This is a genomic window from Halococcus hamelinensis 100A6 (assembly GCF_000336675.1).
Taxonomy (GTDB): Archaea; Halobacteriota; Halobacteria; order Halobacteriales; family Halococcaceae; genus Halococcus; species Halococcus hamelinensis.
In genome coordinates this window covers 1-15026 of the sequence record NZ_AOMB01000029.1, presented here as the reverse complement: position 1 = coordinate 15026, position 15026 = coordinate 1, and the positions used below count along the sequence as shown (strand labels likewise).

Annotated in this window: 24 protein-coding genes; 14 read left to right on the top strand and 10 right to left on the bottom strand. The window is 66.6% G+C overall.

Annotation, left to right across the window (positions count from 1 at the left end):
- The coding region (locus C447_RS09160) for a universal stress protein (protein ID WP_007693180.1) at positions 1-158 on the bottom strand (158 nt) is incomplete at its 3' end.
- 217 nt (positions 159-375) lie between these two features.
- Between C447_RS09160 and C447_RS18175 the strand changes: the two genes are divergently transcribed.
- From C447_RS18175 to C447_RS09140, 5 genes are all read left to right on the top strand, one after another.
- Positions 376-546, top strand: a complete 171-nt coding sequence (locus tag C447_RS18175; RefSeq protein ID WP_007693179.1) for a DUF7560 family zinc ribbon protein — start codon at positions 376-378, stop codon at positions 544-546.
- Between the two features lie 153 nt (positions 547-699).
- Entirely contained in the window at positions 700-1161 is a 462-nt protein-coding gene (locus tag C447_RS09155) for a pyridoxamine 5'-phosphate oxidase family protein (RefSeq protein ID WP_007693178.1), read from the top strand.
- Positions 1162-1224: 63 nt separating this feature from the next.
- Positions 1225-1860 (top strand): helix-turn-helix domain-containing protein, encoded by a 636-nt coding sequence (locus C447_RS09150; protein ID WP_007693177.1) that lies wholly within the window; start codon positions 1225-1227, stop codon positions 1858-1860.
- Between the two features lie 86 nt (positions 1861-1946).
- On the top strand, positions 1947-2366 hold the full coding sequence (locus tag C447_RS09145; protein ID WP_007693176.1) for a helix-turn-helix domain-containing protein: 420 nt from the start codon (positions 1947-1949) through the stop codon (positions 2364-2366).
- A gap of 40 nt (positions 2367-2406) precedes the next feature.
- Positions 2407-2853 (top strand): pyridoxamine 5'-phosphate oxidase family protein, encoded by a 447-nt coding sequence (locus C447_RS09140; RefSeq protein ID WP_029601992.1) that lies wholly within the window; start codon positions 2407-2409, stop codon positions 2851-2853.
- Positions 2854-2914: 61 nt separating this feature from the next.
- Here the strand turns inward: C447_RS09140 and C447_RS09135 are convergent, their stop codons facing one another.
- Positions 2915-3310, bottom strand: coding sequence for a universal stress protein (locus C447_RS09135; protein ID WP_007693171.1), 396 nt, complete (start codon positions 3308-3310; stop codon positions 2915-2917).
- A 124-nt stretch (positions 3311-3434) separates the two neighbouring features.
- Between C447_RS09135 and C447_RS09130 the strand changes: the two genes are divergently transcribed.
- The gene (locus C447_RS09130; RefSeq protein ID WP_029601991.1) at positions 3435-4004 is read left to right on the top strand and encodes a diadenylate cyclase; all 570 of its coding nucleotides are present in this window, start codon (positions 3435-3437) and stop codon (positions 4002-4004) included.
- A 35-nt stretch (positions 4005-4039) separates the two neighbouring features.
- Here the strand turns inward: C447_RS09130 and C447_RS09125 are convergent, their stop codons facing one another.
- Positions 4040-4483 (bottom strand): pyridoxamine 5'-phosphate oxidase family protein, encoded by a 444-nt coding sequence (locus C447_RS09125; protein ID WP_007693169.1) that lies wholly within the window; start codon positions 4481-4483, stop codon positions 4040-4042.
- A gap of 256 nt (positions 4484-4739) precedes the next feature.
- On the opposite strand from C447_RS09125, the gene C447_RS09120 reads away from it, so the two are divergent.
- Positions 4740-5372 (top strand): metal-dependent hydrolase, encoded by a 633-nt coding sequence (locus tag C447_RS09120; RefSeq protein WP_010612673.1) that lies wholly within the window; start codon positions 4740-4742, stop codon positions 5370-5372.
- 59 nt (positions 5373-5431) lie between these two features.
- Positions 5432-6004, top strand: coding sequence for a hypothetical protein (locus tag C447_RS09115; RefSeq protein ID WP_007693163.1), 573 nt, complete (start codon positions 5432-5434; stop codon positions 6002-6004).
- A gap of 67 nt (positions 6005-6071) precedes the next feature.
- On the opposite strand, the gene C447_RS09110 is transcribed toward C447_RS09115, so the two are convergent.
- Complete coding sequence (locus C447_RS09110; protein ID WP_007693161.1) at positions 6072-6500, bottom strand: universal stress protein; 429 nt, start codon at positions 6498-6500, stop codon at positions 6072-6074.
- Between the two features lie 146 nt (positions 6501-6646).
- On the opposite strand from C447_RS09110, the gene C447_RS09105 reads away from it, so the two are divergent.
- Positions 6647-7093, top strand: coding sequence for a universal stress protein (locus C447_RS09105; protein ID WP_007693158.1), 447 nt, complete (start codon positions 6647-6649; stop codon positions 7091-7093).
- A gap of 136 nt (positions 7094-7229) precedes the next feature.
- The gene (locus tag C447_RS09100; protein ID WP_007693155.1) at positions 7230-8099 is read left to right on the top strand and encodes a universal stress protein; all 870 of its coding nucleotides are present in this window, start codon (positions 7230-7232) and stop codon (positions 8097-8099) included.
- A 37-nt stretch (positions 8100-8136) separates the two neighbouring features.
- Here C447_RS09100 and C447_RS09095 read toward each other — a convergent pair whose 3' ends face one another.
- Positions 8137-8340 (bottom strand): hypothetical protein, encoded by a 204-nt coding sequence (locus tag C447_RS09095; RefSeq protein ID WP_007693150.1) that lies wholly within the window; start codon positions 8338-8340, stop codon positions 8137-8139.
- Positions 8341-8599: 259 nt separating this feature from the next.
- On the opposite strand from C447_RS09095, the gene C447_RS09090 reads away from it, so the two are divergent.
- The gene (locus C447_RS09090; protein WP_007693144.1) at positions 8600-9019 is read left to right on the top strand and encodes a hypothetical protein; all 420 of its coding nucleotides are present in this window, start codon (positions 8600-8602) and stop codon (positions 9017-9019) included.
- A 19-nt stretch (positions 9020-9038) separates the two neighbouring features.
- On the opposite strand, the gene C447_RS09085 is transcribed toward C447_RS09090, so the two are convergent.
- Entirely contained in the window at positions 9039-9230 is a 192-nt protein-coding gene (locus tag C447_RS09085) for a hypothetical protein (RefSeq protein ID WP_007693142.1), read from the bottom strand.
- Positions 9231-9316: 86 nt separating this feature from the next.
- Here C447_RS09085 and C447_RS09080 point away from each other — a divergent pair, with 86 nt between their 5' ends.
- Together C447_RS09080 and C447_RS09075 are read left to right on the top strand one after the other, a co-directional pair.
- Entirely contained in the window at positions 9317-9568 is a 252-nt protein-coding gene (locus C447_RS09080) for a hypothetical protein (protein ID WP_010612671.1), read from the top strand.
- 182 nt (positions 9569-9750) lie between these two features.
- On the top strand, positions 9751-10887 hold the full coding sequence (locus C447_RS09075) for an acyltransferase (RefSeq protein ID WP_029601990.1): 1137 nt from the start codon (positions 9751-9753) through the stop codon (positions 10885-10887).
- 71 nt (positions 10888-10958) lie between these two features.
- Here C447_RS09075 and C447_RS09070 read toward each other — a convergent pair whose 3' ends face one another.
- Positions 10959-11399 (bottom strand): hypothetical protein, encoded by a 441-nt coding sequence (locus tag C447_RS09070; RefSeq protein ID WP_007693138.1) that lies wholly within the window; start codon positions 11397-11399, stop codon positions 10959-10961.
- Positions 11400-11588: 189 nt separating this feature from the next.
- Entirely contained in the window at positions 11589-12197 is a 609-nt protein-coding gene (locus C447_RS09065; protein WP_007693136.1) for a YqaA family protein, read from the bottom strand.
- 223 nt (positions 12198-12420) lie between these two features.
- Between C447_RS09065 and ddh the strand changes: the two genes are divergently transcribed.
- Complete coding sequence (gene ddh / locus C447_RS09060) at positions 12421-13350, top strand: D-2-hydroxyacid dehydrogenase (RefSeq protein ID WP_007693134.1); 930 nt, start codon at positions 12421-12423, stop codon at positions 13348-13350.
- 21 nt (positions 13351-13371) lie between these two features.
- On the opposite strand, the gene C447_RS09055 is transcribed toward ddh, so the two are convergent.
- The gene (locus C447_RS09055; protein ID WP_007693132.1) at positions 13372-14130 is read right to left on the bottom strand and encodes an ABC transporter permease; all 759 of its coding nucleotides are present in this window, start codon (positions 14128-14130) and stop codon (positions 13372-13374) included.
- The gene (locus C447_RS09050) at positions 14130-15002 is read right to left on the bottom strand and encodes an ABC transporter ATP-binding protein (protein ID WP_007693131.1); all 873 of its coding nucleotides are present in this window, start codon (positions 15000-15002) and stop codon (positions 14130-14132) included. The genes C447_RS09055 and C447_RS09050 overlap by 1 nt, the downstream gene beginning before the upstream one ends.
- Between the last annotated feature and the right edge of the window lie 24 nt (positions 15003-15026).

Here is a 15026-nt window from a genome sequence, read left to right as displayed (position 1 = left end):
ACGTACTCGTCGCCGCTGTAGGCCGTGTAGACGCTCTCGTCGACGACGTAGAGCGCGTGGAGGTCGGCGTCGTGGGTCGCCGCGAGGTCGATGGCGTGGGATTCGGCGTTCTCGGAGGCGGTCGTTCCGTCGGTCGCGAGCAGGATCCGGTCGTACATTCACCCGACGTTTCCGCCCGCTCTGCAAGAGACCCGCGTCGATTACCAGCGTCTGGGACTGTTCGTCCCCGTACGCCCGAAAGATCGATCCTTCCGGCGGTACCGCCCTCACACGTCACGAATCAGTTCCCATCCGTTCGAAGCGATGACCAGCACTTATTATGCGGAAAATCGATACCGAAGACGATGACGAACAGCGACCACAGCCGGCACCACGATGAGTGACGTCGTCGCGGACGGCTATCGCTTCGACTGTCCAGCGTGTGGCGAGTCCCTAGAGGTGAACGACTCGATGAGACGGGCACTCGTCGAGCAGGGCTGTGTGGTCTGTGGGGCGTCGGTGACCGCCGCCGCGTTTACGGAGCTCTCGGCGACCGACCGCCCGTGACCGGACCGCCGAGTTCGTCCTTCTCCGTTTCGCCGTCGAGACACCGTAGAGCGGCGTTTCGGTGTGTCGTCGTCCGCTTTCGGAGAGCGGGATCCGCCGGCCAGGCTATGAGCAACGCTTAATGCGGGTCTCCGACAACGGCTCGACGAGAGGATGGCCCTGGATCAACAGACCGCGTTGTCGGACGCGAAGACGGATACGGTTCTCGGCCGCCACGAGACCGGCGTGTTGTCGCTCGCCCGCGAGGACGAACCCTACGCCATCCCGATCTCCTACGGCTACGACACCGACCAGCGCCGCTTCTACCTCCGATTGGTCTCGACGCCCGCGAGCGAAAAACGGCGGTTCCTGGCGTCGGCCCCTCGGGCACGGATCGTCGTCTACGAGGAGGAGACCGACGTGTATCGTAGCGTCGTCGCGGTCGGGACCCTCCAGGAGGTCCCGAAGGACGACCTCACCGTCGAACACATCGAACAGTACGGCGAGGCGAAGCGTCCGCTGTTCGAGATCTGGGGTGAGTCGAAGCCCGACCTCGACATCGGACTGTATCGGCTCACCCCGGACTCGGTGAGCGGCCGTGTGATCGAGATCGACCGGGAGCATGAGCCCTCCTGACGGCGACGAAACGAGGATCGCGCCGTTCGCTCTGTCAGGCGCGACCGACCACCGCTCATAACTATGTCGGACGGGATCCGAGCCACGATCGAGTTCGCGAGACCTGAGGGCTGCCCGCTCGCCGACCTCTCTGCGAGCGAGGGGGCCACGATCGATTCGGTCAGGGTGAGCGTCTGTCCCGGCGACTGTGAGGCCTGCGTCACCGAGTTCTCTATGGACACGGCGTGTGACCCCGAAACCGACGTCTCGCAGATCTTCTCACACGGCTCCACCCACCGGTATCGGTTCACCCACGGCGAGGGGGTGCGCTGTCCGTGCGAGTGTCTCGGGCGGTTCGGCTGCCCGGTCGACCGATACGTCGCCCGAGACGGGGCCGTGACGATCGCCTTCTACGCGGCCGACTACGACCAGCTTCGGAACGTCGTCGGGGCGCTCCGCGAGCGCTTCCCGGGCATGGACATCGAGCGGTTGATCCGCTCCCCGGCCGGCGAGCACGGTCAGGACGGGGTCTTCGTCGAGCGGAGCAGACTCACCCCCCGACAGCTCGAAGTCCTCGAAACCGCCTACGAGATGGGCTACTTCGAACGACCACGACGCGCGAACGCGACGGAGGTCGCCGCGGCGCTCGACATCAACCCGTCGACGTTCGGCGAACACCTGGCGGCGGCCGAGACGAAGATCCTCGAGGACGTCCTCTGAGCCGCCGTCGGATCGCGCCGCCGTATATAAACGTCCCCGAGTATTGGGGTTCTACGCTATTGCCCGTTGGTGGCGTTGGTGTAGCCATGAGCCAGTCAGGGACGACAGCTGCGTTCGCCGACCGGTCCAGCCCGTCGACCGACGCGACGACCGTCGTCAGCACCGAGGACACCATCCAGAGCCTGCTCAACGCGGTTCACACTCCCGACTGTCGGGCGATCCTCGCGGCGACGGGCGACGACGCCCTGTCCGCGAGCGAGATCGCCGAGGAGTGCGACCTCCCACCGTCGAGCGTCTACCGGAAGCTCGGGCTCCTCACCGAGACGGGGCTGCTGGAAGAACGGACTCGGGTTCGGTCCTCCGGGCACCACACAAGCGAGTACGTACGGGTCGGCGGGGACCTCGTCGTCTCGATCGCGCGCGACGGTGCGATCGAGCTGACGGTCCGACACCCACGCCCCGAACACCGCTCGTCGATCGCCACCGAGACCGGACCGTCCCGGTGATGGTGTTTCGCCGGTTCCCGTTGTAGAGAGGAAGAGAGAGATGGCAGATACCGACACCCGACAATTGAACGCGGACGAACGAGCGGCGTTTCTCGGTACCGGCGGGACCGGCGTGCTGTCGGTCTCGACGGACGACCCGGCACCGCATTCGAGACCGGTTTCGTACGGCTACGACGCGACCGACGGGGTCTTCTACTTTCGACTGGCGCTCGGCTCGGACCGCGAGCGAGCCGACCTCGCCGGTCGCACCGTCTCGTTCGTCACCTACGACCACACGGACGCGGGCTGGCGCAGCGCCATCGCGACGGGGCCGCTAGAGGAGACGACCGAGGAATCGATCGCCATCGAGACGCTTCAGGGGCTCGAACGAACCCACATCCCGCTCATCGACGTCTTCGGCACGCCCCCGAAGGAGGTGTCGTTCGGGTTCTATCGCCTCGTCCCGACGGATCTCACGACCCGCAAGGAAGCGAAAACCGAGATCTGAGGAGAGAGCGGTCGCGTTCAACGTTCGGGTTCGGTTGGTCGCCGCCGAAACGCACGGCGGGTTACGGGATTATCGTCACGGGTATCTCGGCCGCGCGGACGACCGTCTCGGCCGCGCTCCCGAGGATCGCCCGCCCGATTCGGCCGTCCCCGTAGTGGCCCATCACGATGTGGTCGCACTCCTCCTCGGCGGCGACCCGGAGGATGTCCCGACCGACCCGGTCGGACGCCCTCGGGCGGTGCAGGGTCAGGTTCATGACCACCTCCGGGTCCTCCTCGATCCCTTCCTCGTCCAGCACCGCCCGAGCCTTGTCGAGGAGCTCCTCGGTGTGGCTCCCGCGCACGTCGGTGATGTGGACGGCGTGGAGCTCGCCGCCGAACGCCCGCACCATCTCCGCGGCGAACCGGAGGGCTTCGCGACTCCGCTCGGAGCTGTCGACCGGGGCGAGTATCTTCACGGTCGAACGACGACACGCCGTCCCATAAACGGCTAGTCCGGTTCTCGTCGCCGTGGACCCCGTCCGGCTCGACACGACCGGCGTGCCGAGAACGTATTTGTCCGTCCCGGGCGAAGACCGATGGATGACCGACCCCCACCCGCTCACCATCGATTACGGCCACCACCCGCCGGTACGGGAACTCCTCGATATCGTGCTGTACTGTCTGGAGGACCTCAGTCTCGGGTTCGAGCGCTGGGACGAACCCTCCGCTCACGGACCGGGCGCGTACTTCGCGGTCGTCTCGGGCCGCTCGCTTCGCGACTACGCCGACGCGATGGGCGAGAACGTCTGGCCGACCGAGGAGTGCCGGCGCGTCCACGGGGCGGATTCGAGCTTCTACGAGACGGTGCGGGACGTCTCGCGGTCGCGCGACGGGGCGGTCGTCGTCGGTGTCGACAACGTCATCCAGCGCCAGATGGTTCGGTTCAGGGACCTGTCGGGGGCCGATGCCGCCGAGTCCGACGAGCAGGCCGGGGTCGAGTACGCGGAGTGGATGGGGTCGCGCCACATGAGCGCACTCGAAACCTCGGCCCGGGACGAGGTGGTCGCGACGGCCACGCTCAGCGCCGAGAACGGACGTGTGACCGTCTTCCGGGACGGCACGTTCGACGCTCGAACGCGCGACGAACTGGCCTCCGAGTGGCGTGGATGACCACTACGCGCCGGCCGGTGAGGGGGATAGTCCGGCTACGACTGGACTTCCTTCCGGCCGGTCACGCGGTCGGCGTCGAGACGGAACGCCCGAAAGGTCACGTCGTCCGGGGGTTCCTCGAAGATGTCGACCAGCGGGATATCGACGCCCCAGCGCTCCTGGAGAGCATCGGCCTCGTAGGGGAGCTCCGTGAGGTCGTCGAGTTCGCCGGTCGCGACGACGCTGCGCCAGCCCGCGTCCGTGTGGTCGTGGACGACGAACGAGACGGGCCGGTCGAGGAACCGCTCCTTGGAGCTGTCCTCCGGGACCGCGAGCCGGTAGTGAAAGTGGCCGGGGTCCGCGAGGTAGCCGTACGAAACCGGTAGGGAGAACGGCGGTTCGTCGTGCCCGGCCGAAAACGAGAGGACGCCGGTGCCGCCGTCCCCGAGGAACTCGTTCAGCTCTGCCGCCGACAGCTGCAACCAGCGGAGCCCGCTCATGTGGGGCGGAACGCGTCTGTAGCTATTAAAACCGCAGGGTAGATCCAGAACAGTTGTGGGGTGCGTTCGGAGCATCGTGGAGTGCTCGGAACGTCTTGGGGTACGTTCGGAACATCGCAGGATGCGTCCGGAACGCGACTCTCGGGCTCGCACGGGCGCGTCGACTGTTCGGCGGATCGCTCGTGACGGATCGACACACGGACGGTCCGTGACCCACCGATGGCCTCAAACGGCTGTGTCCCCTGTCTATTCTTCGATGATGCTTCCAACGCACGCGCTGGTCGGGCTGGCGCTTGCGACACCCGTCGCTCTCGTGGTCCCCGAACTCGCCCCCGCCGCGCTACTGGGTGGGCTGGTCGGCGGTATCCTTCCGGACCTCGACCTCTACGTCGGTCATCGACGGACGCTCCATTATCCCGAGTACTTCTCGATCGGGGCCATCGGAGCGACCGCGCTCGCGGTGTTCGTCCCGACAGCACCCACGGTCGCCACGGCCTGTCTCCTGCTCGGCGCGGCCGTCCACAGCGTCATGGACGTCTTCGGCGGTGGGCTGGAGCTGCGCCCGTGGGAGGCGACCTCCGACCGCGCCGTCTACGACCACCGCCGCAGCGAGTGGCTGGCTCCCCGCCGTTGGGTGCGGTACGATGGCGCTCCCGAAGACCTCCTCCTCTCGGTCGTGGTCGCCGTCCCGCTCCTGCTCGCGCTCGACGGCGTGTTCCGATGGGGCGTCGTCTCGGCACTGGTCGTCGCGGCCGTCTACACGGCCGTCCGACGCCTCCTCCCGTCGGTTGCGACCCGGCTCGTGGACCACTCGCTCGTCCAGGCGCTTCCGGACCGACTGCTGGCGCGCGTTCCCGCACGCTACTCGGGCGGACACGGGCTCTCGTAGCGACCCGGGCGGCCCGACCAGTATTTTGATTTCCCGAGGCGACGTAGCCCTCGAAACGCATGCTGCGATCCGTGAAACGAGCGGCCGAACGCGGGCTCCAAGCCGGTATCCTCACCGTCTTCGTCGTCGGGCTTCGTCGACGGAGTCCGGGCGCGGTCGTCAACGCCGTCTGTGCGCTGTTCGTCACCGCCCTTCCGCGCCGTCTCGAACGTCGGTACGACCTCGAATTCGAGGGATGGCAGCGCCTCTACGTGGACGCCGGGATGCTCACCCACGCGGTCGGGATGCTCGGACCGTACGACGACGTCTGGTGGTGGGACAACGTCACACACACGTGCTCCGCGACGCTTCTCGGCGGGGTCGTCTTCGCGGTCGCCCGTCGTCGGGACCGCAACCCCCGCCCACGGGTCGTCGCGGTCGTGGTCTGTCTCGGGGTCCTCTGGGAGGCGTTCGAGTACGCCATCCACGCGGTCGCCAAGCGGTTCGGGGTCGAACCGATCCTCGTCTCCTACGGGAGCGCCGACGTGGCCGCCGACCTCGCGTTCGACCTCCTCGGTGCGCTCCTCGTGCTCGCTTTCGGCGACCGCCTCCTCGATAACCTCGTGCCGACGGACGAACACGGCGAGCGGTGAGCCACGGCCATCGCGTCTATCGGCTACTGGTTCGTCGTGTCCGTGATGGACGGTTCAGCCGATGGTTTCAGGCGGAGGCGAGCTGGCGGACGGTGAGGACCGGGACGGGACACGAGTCGACGACCGCTTCCGCGACGCTGCCGAGGAGGAACCGATACTCGCCGTGTCGTCCCCGGGTTCCCATGGCGACCACGTCGGCGTCGCTCTCGTCGGCGTAGGTGCAGATCTCCGCCGCGGGACGCCCCTCGCGGACCTCGGTGACGACCTCGTGGCCCGCGCGCTCGCGGATCGCCGCGAGGGAGTCGTCGCCACGGTCCGTGAGCGTTCTTTCGACCTCCTCGCGGCGGTCCGCAGACTCCCCGTCGACGTCGTCCTCGTCGATAACGTAGAGGGCGTGTACCGTGGCCTCGAATCGGTCCGCGAGGTCGAGCGCCACCGACACCGCCCGTTCGACGCTCGCGGAGCCGTCCGTCGCGACGACGACCGTCTCGATCATGGGTCGGGATCGGGGATCGAGCCATAAAGCTCTATACGATCCGTCGGTCGTCAGTTAGCTCGCGACCTGGACTGGGTTCGGTGTCGTCAATCCGCGGGTCCCGGGGCCGCCCGATGATTTTTACCCTCCCCTGTTCAGGGTCGTCCATGGGTGAGCCCATCGTGGTCGAAACCGTCCTCGCGCCGGTCGACGGGAGCGAGGACTCGGAGCGGGCCGCCGAGTACGCGCTCGCCATCGCCGAGCGCTACGAGGCCCGTGTTCACGTCCTGTACGTCTTCAACGAGATACTGGGACAGCGCGTCGCGCTGGACGGCGTCGAGGCCGATGCGGCCGTCGAGCGGAGCGAGTCGTTCATGGCGACGATCGAGGACCGCGCCGAGGACGTCCCGGTCTCCCATTCGACCGCGTTCGGGTTCTCGCCGACGATGAAGAGTCTCCACCCCGGGAAGGCGGTCCTCGACGCCGCCGACGACGCCGAGATAGACTTCATCGTGCTTCCCCGGGTGTCCGTCAGCGGCACCCCCGAGACCTCGCTCGAAAAAGCGGCCGGGTTCGTCGTCGACTACGCGACACAGCCCGTCCTCTCCGTCTGAATCGTTCTCCGACAAGAGGCGATTCCCCCTCGGTGGGAATCGCCACCCCAGCTATGCCGTCCGCCACACTATCCCCACGTGAGGGCACGATACGACAACGACGCGAGGAATCGCGTTCCCCCTCCTGGATCCCACCATGTACGACACCCTTCTCGTGCCGACCGACGGAAGCGATGCCGCCGAGGCGGCGGCCGAATCGGCGCTCGTGCTCGCCCGCCAGTTCGACGCCTCGATCCACGCCGTCCACGTTCTCGGACGCGGCGACCTCCCGGCGGACGTCGAATCCGAGGCGGCGGCCGAACTGACCGACGCGGCCGAAGCCACGCTGTCGACGGTCGCCGATCTGGCCGCCGATAGCGGCGTCGCCGTGACGACGCAGGTGCTCGAAACGACGGACCCGATCCACGACGCGATCGTCGATTACGCCATCGACAACACGATCGACGGGATCGTGATGGGGACGCACGGCCGCACCGGCATCAGTCGCTTCGTCGTCGGAAGCGTTACCGAACGGACGCTTCGCGTCTCACCGAAGCCCGTTCTCACCGTCCACGAGAACACGCCACTCGACCGGGACATCGAGACCATCCTCCTCCCCACCGACGGGAGTTCCACGGCGGAGGTGGCCTCGGAACAGGCGATCGCGCTCGCCGCGGCAACCGATGCGGCGCTGCACGTCGTTCACGTGGTCGACCTCACCGTGGCCTGGGGCGAGGGCAGTCCGGTCGTCATCGACGCGCTGCGCGAGGAGGGTCGACAGGCGGTCGACGACGTCGTCGCTCGGGCCGACGACGCCGGCGTACGGTCTGTCGAGGCATCCGTCCTCAACGGAACCCCGGTGCGGGCGCTCCTCGATTACGCCGACGACCGCGCCATCGACCTCGTCGTGATGGGAACCCACGGTCGGACCGGACTCAACAGATACCTGCTCGGAAGCGTCACCGAACGCGTCGTTCGTCTCGGGGATGGCCCGGTATTGGCCGTCTCGATGCCGGACGACCGATAGTCGATGGTGAGGGCGGGAGAAAGACCACCTCGGTCGCTCACTCGGGGATGTCGGCGTAGAAGCGTGTCAGCCCGCACTCGGGACAGAGCAACGCGGTGAGCGGGGTCTGCGACTCGACGCCGAGGCGTTTGAGGATGCCGTCCTCTCGTTCGGTTTCGATGTAGAGATCGCCTACCCCCTCGGCGGTCGCGGTCGTCGCCTCCATCTCGACGTCGCAGTCCGGGCAGTAGTGGTCGGGCACGCCGGTGCTATCGGACGGCTCACGTATGAGTTCCCGGTCGCGACGGACACGGCCCGGGATTTATTCGGTACGTCGGAGCAGTGTTTCAGAGACCACACGTATGAACGGACCCCGCTCCCGGCGGTGGCGACAGTCAACCGACCGGCAGTGGCAGCTCGACCCTGACGGCCGTCGGCGTACCGACCGACCGGCCCACCGAACCCGCGACCGGATAGCGACGAGCACCGGGTTACATGGTACCGCGCTCTCTACCGGAGGCATGGTTCGCCGACGGGTCAAGGCAATCTTCGAGCTCGTTCTCGGTGTGTTCGTGCTGCGGTTCGTGCTTCGGACACGGAAGTTCGTCGCCGAGCACGCCGACGAAATCGACGAGGACGGACCCGCGCCGTTGTCGCCGAAAGGAGTCGCCATCGGTGCGGCGATGTCGCTGGTCACGACGTGGCTCTCCGACCGGGACGTGCTCGAAGTGCGTACGAATCGACGCCGCCGAATCCTGTTCGAACTCGTCAGGGGCGGACAGAGCAGGGTGTTCTCCCGGTTCGCGTCGACCTCAGAGTCCTTCGAGGTGAGTTACGGTCTCGGAAGCGTCTGCGGGCTCGTCGTCTATCGACTGTGGTACGGGCTTCTCAACCCGCTACCCGGTCCCGAGTCCAGAACTCGCGAGCCCACTACCGAGTAAGAGCACTCCCCACAACCGTTTAGTTCCGGAATCGCTGGTAGGCCAGCACGCCGGCCGCCACGACCGCCGCAATCCCAATGACGGCCGGAACGAGCTGACCGGAGCCCCACTCCCAGCCGAGGAACTGCGAGCCGAGTACGGCGACGATACAGACAGCGAGTCCGATCGCGGTGCCGACCGTCGATCGATCGCGTTCGAACAACGACGTCATAGAGGATATCTACGCGCCCCGATGTCATAAATCCCGAAGTTCACGTCGGAAGAAAGCTTATAATTCCAGAGGTGGAAAGCATGCATATGGCATACAGTTCGGCCGGCGGGCGGGTGGTGCCGGAGGAGACGTGGTTCGAACTCAGCGACGTCACCCTGAGAGCGGTGCTGGCGGTCACGCTGGCGACGGTCGCGGCGTCGCTGTTCCTCGCGTCGTCCGGGATGCACGAACTCTCGGTGACACCGGTGGCGCTCATGGGTGTGGTGGTCGTGCTCGGCTACGCGCTCGTCACGCTCTTCCAGCACTTCGAGGTCGAGGGCCTCCCCCTCATCGAGTAAGTCAGCGAGGTATCGCCGAGGAAAGCTATTCTCCGGGAGATGTAGTCGTCAGCGGGTGCTGTAGACTCTCATACTCCCTCGCTCTCCCTGAGGAACCCGAACCGCGGGTCGACGACGAACGCGGGCGACGACGTCGGCGCTAAAAGGAAGACTCATACGAACCCGTGCGCGAATCCCGGCGGATGGCCAAGCGTATCGCCAGTATCGATTGTCTGCGTGCAGTCGCCGTGTTCTTCGTCGTGCTCGCTCACGTTCGGCCCTTCGCGGGTTTCGGTGCCTACGGGAACTACCTCTACGTCGCCCTCGACACGATCGGACAGTTCGACGTGCCGTTCTTCTTCGTCACGGCCGGCTACTTCCTCGCGCCGAAACTCGAACCCGGGAACGTCGGGTCGTACGTGAAGCACTCGTTCCGAAAGCTGGGCTCGCTCTACGGTTTCGGAATACTGACCTATCTCTCGGCGGTAGTGTTCTCGATCGGCGTCGCAGCGCTCTCCGGCCGCCGGCTGGCGGCACCGCTCGTCAATCGTCTGCTGGAAAGTCTCTCACCGCTCGGGGTGCTCTACTACGGCGACGCGATCGCCCCGCCGTTCTGGTTCCTGACCGCGCTGTTCTTCTCGATCTGTGCGATATCGCTGTTCGTCGTCGTCGGGCGAGTTCGGTATCTCCTCCCGGTCGCCGCGGGCATCCACGTCGTCGGACTGGTCGTCCAGAACTATCCGGCGCTCGTTTCGGTCTCGTTCCCGACCCGCGATGCGCTCTTCTTCGGGTTCTTCTACACCGCGCTCGGCTTTCAGCTACGGGCGATCGACTGGAGCCCGGACCGGGACCGGAGCCGGCTGTATCTCGGCGCGTTCGGTCTGGTGGTGATCGTACAACTGCTCGAACAGTACTTCGTCAACTTCCTCAGCCGCGGCGTCACGATAGCCGAGGCGACGTACACGACGGAGTACACCATTGCGACCGTGTTCCTCGTGCTGTCCCTCTTCGCCTACGCGCTGTCGAACCCGGACTGGGGTCGCGGCACCCTCCTCGAAAAACTGGGACCGTACGCGGTGGGGGTCTATCTGGTCCACTTCCCGGTGTTCCGGGCGCTCGTGGTCCTCAGGCGACTCCTCCAGGCCGAGGTCGGAGTCGACCTCTCGGCGACGCTCGCCTGGCAGCTCCTCGTGACACCGGTCGTGTACGCCCTCGCGCTGGCGGTCTACGTCCTCGCAGCGAGGATCGGCCTCGTCGAGATCGGCGGTAGCCACCTCCCGCGCCTCTCGCGTATCCGCGACCGAGTGAGGCGGAGCGATGTGAGCATCCCACGACTGTAGCCGTGACCAGGGAGTCGGCAAAGAACGGGGTCTCGACGAACGGTTCGTGCTCCCTTCGTAGCGTCGACTGCTTACTGTTCGGTATCCGTGTCGGCTTCGGTATCCGTGTCGGCTTCGGTATCCGTGTCGGCTTCGGTATCCGTGTCGGCTTCGGTATCCGTGTCGGCTTCAGTATCCGTGTCGGCGTCCCGGTCTCCGTCCTCGGTTCGCTCCTCCGCTTGGGATCGAACCTCCTCGATGTCGACGTCGGTTCCGAGTTCGTCCTCGTCGATCGCGGATTCGAGGGTCTCCCGGTCCGTGACCGCACCGAGCCCGTCCTCGTCGACGGCCGATTTGATCTGGTGGGTATCGATCGCGGCGTCGACGTTTTCCTCGCCGGTACTCGATTTGAGACCGCGCTTGACGAGGACGTACCCCGCTGCCGCGGCGCTCCCCGTGGCGATCGCACCGGGGATCCCGGCCCGTTTGTAGCCGAATTTCAGCGCTTTCTTGCCCAGCGTGAGTCCGAACATCGTTCTATCCGTTCGTCGTTCCGGAGCGGTGAAAGGGAATTGCTTGCGACGGCGGGCCGTATCGGGTCGACGGACGAAACCCGTAGTGTGACCGCCGTTCGGTTGGTGCTCCGGTCTCCCAAGACCGGCACGTCTCCGATACACGACCGTGGTGGGGCGTTTGCGCGTTCCGAACGAAGCCTGTTTCACTCACCTCGAACCCAGCCAGGACGCGGGGAGCCACCGCCGTCGGAGGAGATAGCCACAGACCGCCAGCAGCGACACGACACCGATCACGGTGTAGAGTTCGACCTCCGTCAGCGAGCGGGCGGCGTTCCCGACCACGACGACGAGGAGCGCTTCGAGGAGGTATCGTCCGCCCCGCCCGAGGATCGACGCCAGGAGGTACGACCGGAGTCGGAGGTCGGAGACACCCGCGGCGACCGAGAGCAGCTCGTACCCCTCCGGGATGGGGGCGAACGCGCCGAAGGTCAGGACGGTGAACCCATACTTCTCGACGTAGGCTTCGGTTCGCTCGATACGCGCCCCCGAGAACCGGGATTCGAGCACCGGTCGACCGCCCTTTCGGCCGATAGTGTACCCGATGACTCCTGCCGACACCGACCCTGCAGTCGCGAGAGCCGCATAGAGGGGCCCGAGTTCCGGTCGCACGACCGTGAGCGGAACGAGCACCAGGTCGGGTGGCACGGGGAGCAAGAAGAACTCTAGAAACGCGACGGCGAGCAGTCCCGGCGCTCCGAGGGAGACGAAGAACTCGCGTGAGAGCTCGATCGAATCCAGGACAGGGAGACTAGCCATCACGCGACGCTACCGACGGCTGGTAGTAGAACCTGACGTAGTGCTCGTCAGTGCGTTCGGACGTCTCGAAAGATCGACCGTCGGTCTTTCCTCGCCCCGTCCGGGATCGGAGACAGGGGGAGAGCACGTCGACTGTGCCGGCCGTCGACCTGCCATCACAGGAGGCAGACAAGTCGTCGCTACCGAGGGTATTTCGAGCGCGGGGGTCGAGGGACGGACGAACATGGTCTCACAGGTCGGTATCCATCCCTCGGTCGAGCGGCTCTTCCCACCCGCCGTGCTCCGGGACGCGCTCTCGGACGTCGATGCGGAGGTTCGGGTCGTCGATACCGGGGCCGCGCTCGGGGAGTGTGACGGGCTCGTCACGTTCGAGTACGACGCGGGGTTCCTCTCGGCCGGTCTCGACTGGGTCCACTCGATCCAGTCGGGCGTCGACCGATTCCCGTTCGAGGAACTCGAAGCCCACGGCGTTCGACTCACGAACAGTGCGGGTATCCACGGCGACACCGTGGGGGAGACCGTCGCGGGCTACATGCTGCAGTTCGCCCGTGGGTTGCACCACCACCGGACGAACCAGACCGAACGGGAGTGGTCGTACCCGGCGTGGGACTCGGCGTTCACGCTTCGCGGGCAAACGCTCTGTGTGGTCGGGCTCGGAACCCTCGGACGCGGGATAGCGATGCGGGCGGACGCCCTCGGGATGGACGTCGTCGGCGTGAGACGAACGCCGACGCCCGTCGACCACGTCGACACCGTCTATCCGACGACGGAGCTCCACGAGGCGATCGGTGACGCACGGTTCGTCGCGCTCGCGGTGCCGCTCACCGACCGGACGAGCGGTCTGATGGCCCGCTCGGAGTTCGAAGCGCTCCGCGACGACGCCTACCTGATCAACGTCGCTCGCGGTGCGGTCGTCGACCAGTCGGCGCTCGTCGCCGCGTTGCGCTCGGACGCGCTCGCCGGGGCAGCCCTCGACGTCTTCGAGACGGAACCGCTCCCGGCGGAGTCGCCGCTCTGGGGGATGGAGAACGTGGTCGTCACCCCGCACACCGCGGCGGCGACCCACGAGTACTACCGGCGGATAGCGGCGCTCGTCCGGGAGAACGTTCGCCGCCTGAACGACGAGGAAGGTCTCGCAAATCGGGTCGTCTAGCGGGGGTCGTCCGGCTCGAAACTACTCGCCCTGCATCCACGGGAGCTGGCGGGCACCGAGCCAGCGGACCAGCGTCGACGACGCGTACCCGAGCACGCCGACGGTGATCATCCCGACGATGATGTTCGGGTACGCACCGGCGGTGAAGGCGTTCCAGATGAAGTAGCCGATGCCGCTGCTCGAGAGGAGCTCCGCCGCGACGAGGCTCACCCACGCCAACCCCATCGCGTTGACCAACCCGGTGTAGATCGACGGGAGCGCGCCGGGCAACACGATGTGGCGCAGTCGCTGCCACGAGCTCGCCCCGAGCGAACTCGCCGCCTGGGCGTACTCCGTCTCGATCCCTCTGACCCCCCCGATGGTGTTGAGGAGGATCGGGAAGAAGGCCGCGAGGAAGATGATGAACCGGACGATGTTCTCGGCGCTGAGGAGGATTATCGTCAGCGCCGGGAACCAGGCGATCGGCGGGATCGGCCGGAGGACTTCGAGCGCCGGGAACGTGAGGTCCGCGAACACTTGGCTCCGGCCGATCGCGATCCCGAGCGGGATCCCGATGACCGCCGCGAGCACGAACGAGAGATAGACCCGGAACGTGCTCCGGAACACCTCCTCCCAGTAGTACGGCCCGGTGACGGTGTTCGCGAGCGCGGCGAGCACCTCCACGGGGGAGGGGAGGCTCGGGACGACCGCCACGACGGTGGTGGCGAACAGCCACACGACGAGCAGCGCGAGCAGCGACGCCGACTGTTCGAGCCGCCGCCGGTAGCCGGTGGCCGCCATCAGGTGCGCCCCTCGGCCTGCTTCATCGCGCGTTCGGCCTCGTCGTGGATGCTCTCGCTCGCCCGACGCTGGAGTTCGTTGAACCGGTCGGTGGTGACGACGTCGGTGTCACGCGGCCGGTCGAGGTCGACGTCGATGACGTCCTTGACCTGGCCCGGCCGGGCGGTCATCACGACGACCCGGTCGGCGAGCAGGATCGCCTCCTCGACGTCGTGGGTGATGAACAGCACCGTCCGGTCGTCGTCCTCCCAGACGTCGAGGAGGTTCTCCTGCATGAGTTCCTTCGTCATCGCGTCGAGCCCGCTGAACGGCTCGTCCATCAGCATGATGTCGGGGTCGTTCGCCAACAGCCGGGCGAGCTCGGCTCGCTGTTGCATCCCGCCCGAGAGTTCGTGGGGGTAGGCGTCCTCGAACCCTTCGAGCCCCATCTGCCCGAACAGCGAGTGGATCCGGTCCTCGTCGACCGCGTTGCGCATCTGCGGCCCGAACCGAACGTTCTGGTTGATCGTCTTCCAGGGGAACAGCCGGTTCTCCTGGAAGACCACCCCACGGCTCGGGTCCGGTCCCTCCACCGGTTCGCCGTTGACGAGGACTTCGCCCTCGGTGGGTTCGAGGTAGCCCGCGATGCACTCCATGACGGTGCTCTTCCCGCATCCGGAGGGGCCGAGCACGGTCACGAACTCCTCGGCCTCGATGTGGAGGTCCATCCCGTCGACCGCGACGAGTTCGTCGTCGCCCTCGCCGTAAACCTTCGTGAGGTCCTGGATGTTGACGGTGCCGGAGCCGCTCGATTCGGTCCACGACCGAAGCCCGTCGCCGGTCGTGGAGCGGTCGTCCGCGTCGGTTCGTGCGTCGGTGTTGTGTTCGCTCATGAGCTGTCTCTTATACACATCTCT

What these genes read in the sequence shown, in the direction of transcription:
- C447_RS18175 (WP_007693179.1), top strand. Translation starts at nt 376, where the DNA reads ATGAGTGACGTCGTCGCGGACGGCTATCGCTTCGACTGTCCAGCGTGT.
- C447_RS09155 (WP_007693178.1), top strand. Translation starts at nt 700, where the DNA reads ATGGCCCTGGATCAACAGACCGCGTTGTCGGACGCGAAGACGGATACG.
- C447_RS09150 (WP_007693177.1), top strand. Translation starts at nt 1,225, where the DNA reads ATGTCGGACGGGATCCGAGCCACGATCGAGTTCGCGAGACCTGAGGGC.
- C447_RS09145 (WP_007693176.1), top strand. Translation starts at nt 1,947, where the DNA reads ATGAGCCAGTCAGGGACGACAGCTGCGTTCGCCGACCGGTCCAGCCCG.
- C447_RS09140 (WP_029601992.1), top strand. Translation starts at nt 2,407, where the DNA reads ATGGCAGATACCGACACCCGACAATTGAACGCGGACGAACGAGCGGCG.
- C447_RS09130 (WP_029601991.1), top strand. Translation starts at nt 3,435, where the DNA reads ATGACCGACCCCCACCCGCTCACCATCGATTACGGCCACCACCCGCCG.
- C447_RS09125 (WP_007693169.1), bottom strand. Translation starts at nt 4,483, where the DNA reads ATGAGCGGGCTCCGCTGGTTGCAGCTGTCGGCGGCAGAGCTGAACGAG.
- C447_RS09120 (WP_010612673.1), top strand. Translation starts at nt 4,740, where the DNA reads ATGATGCTTCCAACGCACGCGCTGGTCGGGCTGGCGCTTGCGACACCC.
- C447_RS09115 (WP_007693163.1), top strand. Translation starts at nt 5,432, where the DNA reads ATGCTGCGATCCGTGAAACGAGCGGCCGAACGCGGGCTCCAAGCCGGT.
- C447_RS09110 (WP_007693161.1), bottom strand. Translation starts at nt 6,500, where the DNA reads ATGATCGAGACGGTCGTCGTCGCGACGGACGGCTCCGCGAGCGTCGAA.
- C447_RS09105 (WP_007693158.1), top strand. Translation starts at nt 6,647, where the DNA reads ATGGGTGAGCCCATCGTGGTCGAAACCGTCCTCGCGCCGGTCGACGGG.
- C447_RS09100 (WP_007693155.1), top strand. Translation starts at nt 7,230, where the DNA reads ATGTACGACACCCTTCTCGTGCCGACCGACGGAAGCGATGCCGCCGAG.
- C447_RS09090 (WP_007693144.1), top strand. Translation starts at nt 8,600, where the DNA reads ATGGTTCGCCGACGGGTCAAGGCAATCTTCGAGCTCGTTCTCGGTGTG.
- C447_RS09085 (WP_007693142.1), bottom strand. Translation starts at nt 9,230, where the DNA reads ATGACGTCGTTGTTCGAACGCGATCGATCGACGGTCGGCACCGCGATC.
- C447_RS09080 (WP_010612671.1), top strand. Translation starts at nt 9,317, where the DNA reads ATGGCATACAGTTCGGCCGGCGGGCGGGTGGTGCCGGAGGAGACGTGG.
- C447_RS09075 (WP_029601990.1), top strand. Translation starts at nt 9,751, where the DNA reads ATGGCCAAGCGTATCGCCAGTATCGATTGTCTGCGTGCAGTCGCCGTG.
- C447_RS09070 (WP_007693138.1), bottom strand. Translation starts at nt 11,399, where the DNA reads ATGTTCGGACTCACGCTGGGCAAGAAAGCGCTGAAATTCGGCTACAAA.
- C447_RS09065 (WP_007693136.1), bottom strand. Translation starts at nt 12,197, where the DNA reads ATGGCTAGTCTCCCTGTCCTGGATTCGATCGAGCTCTCACGCGAGTTC.
- ddh (WP_007693134.1), top strand. Translation starts at nt 12,421, where the DNA reads ATGGTCTCACAGGTCGGTATCCATCCCTCGGTCGAGCGGCTCTTCCCA.
- C447_RS09055 (WP_007693132.1), bottom strand. Translation starts at nt 14,130, where the DNA reads ATGGCGGCCACCGGCTACCGGCGGCGGCTCGAACAGTCGGCGTCGCTG.
- C447_RS09050 (WP_007693131.1), bottom strand. Translation starts at nt 15,002, where the DNA reads ATGAGCGAACACAACACCGACGCACGAACCGACGCGGACGACCGCTCC.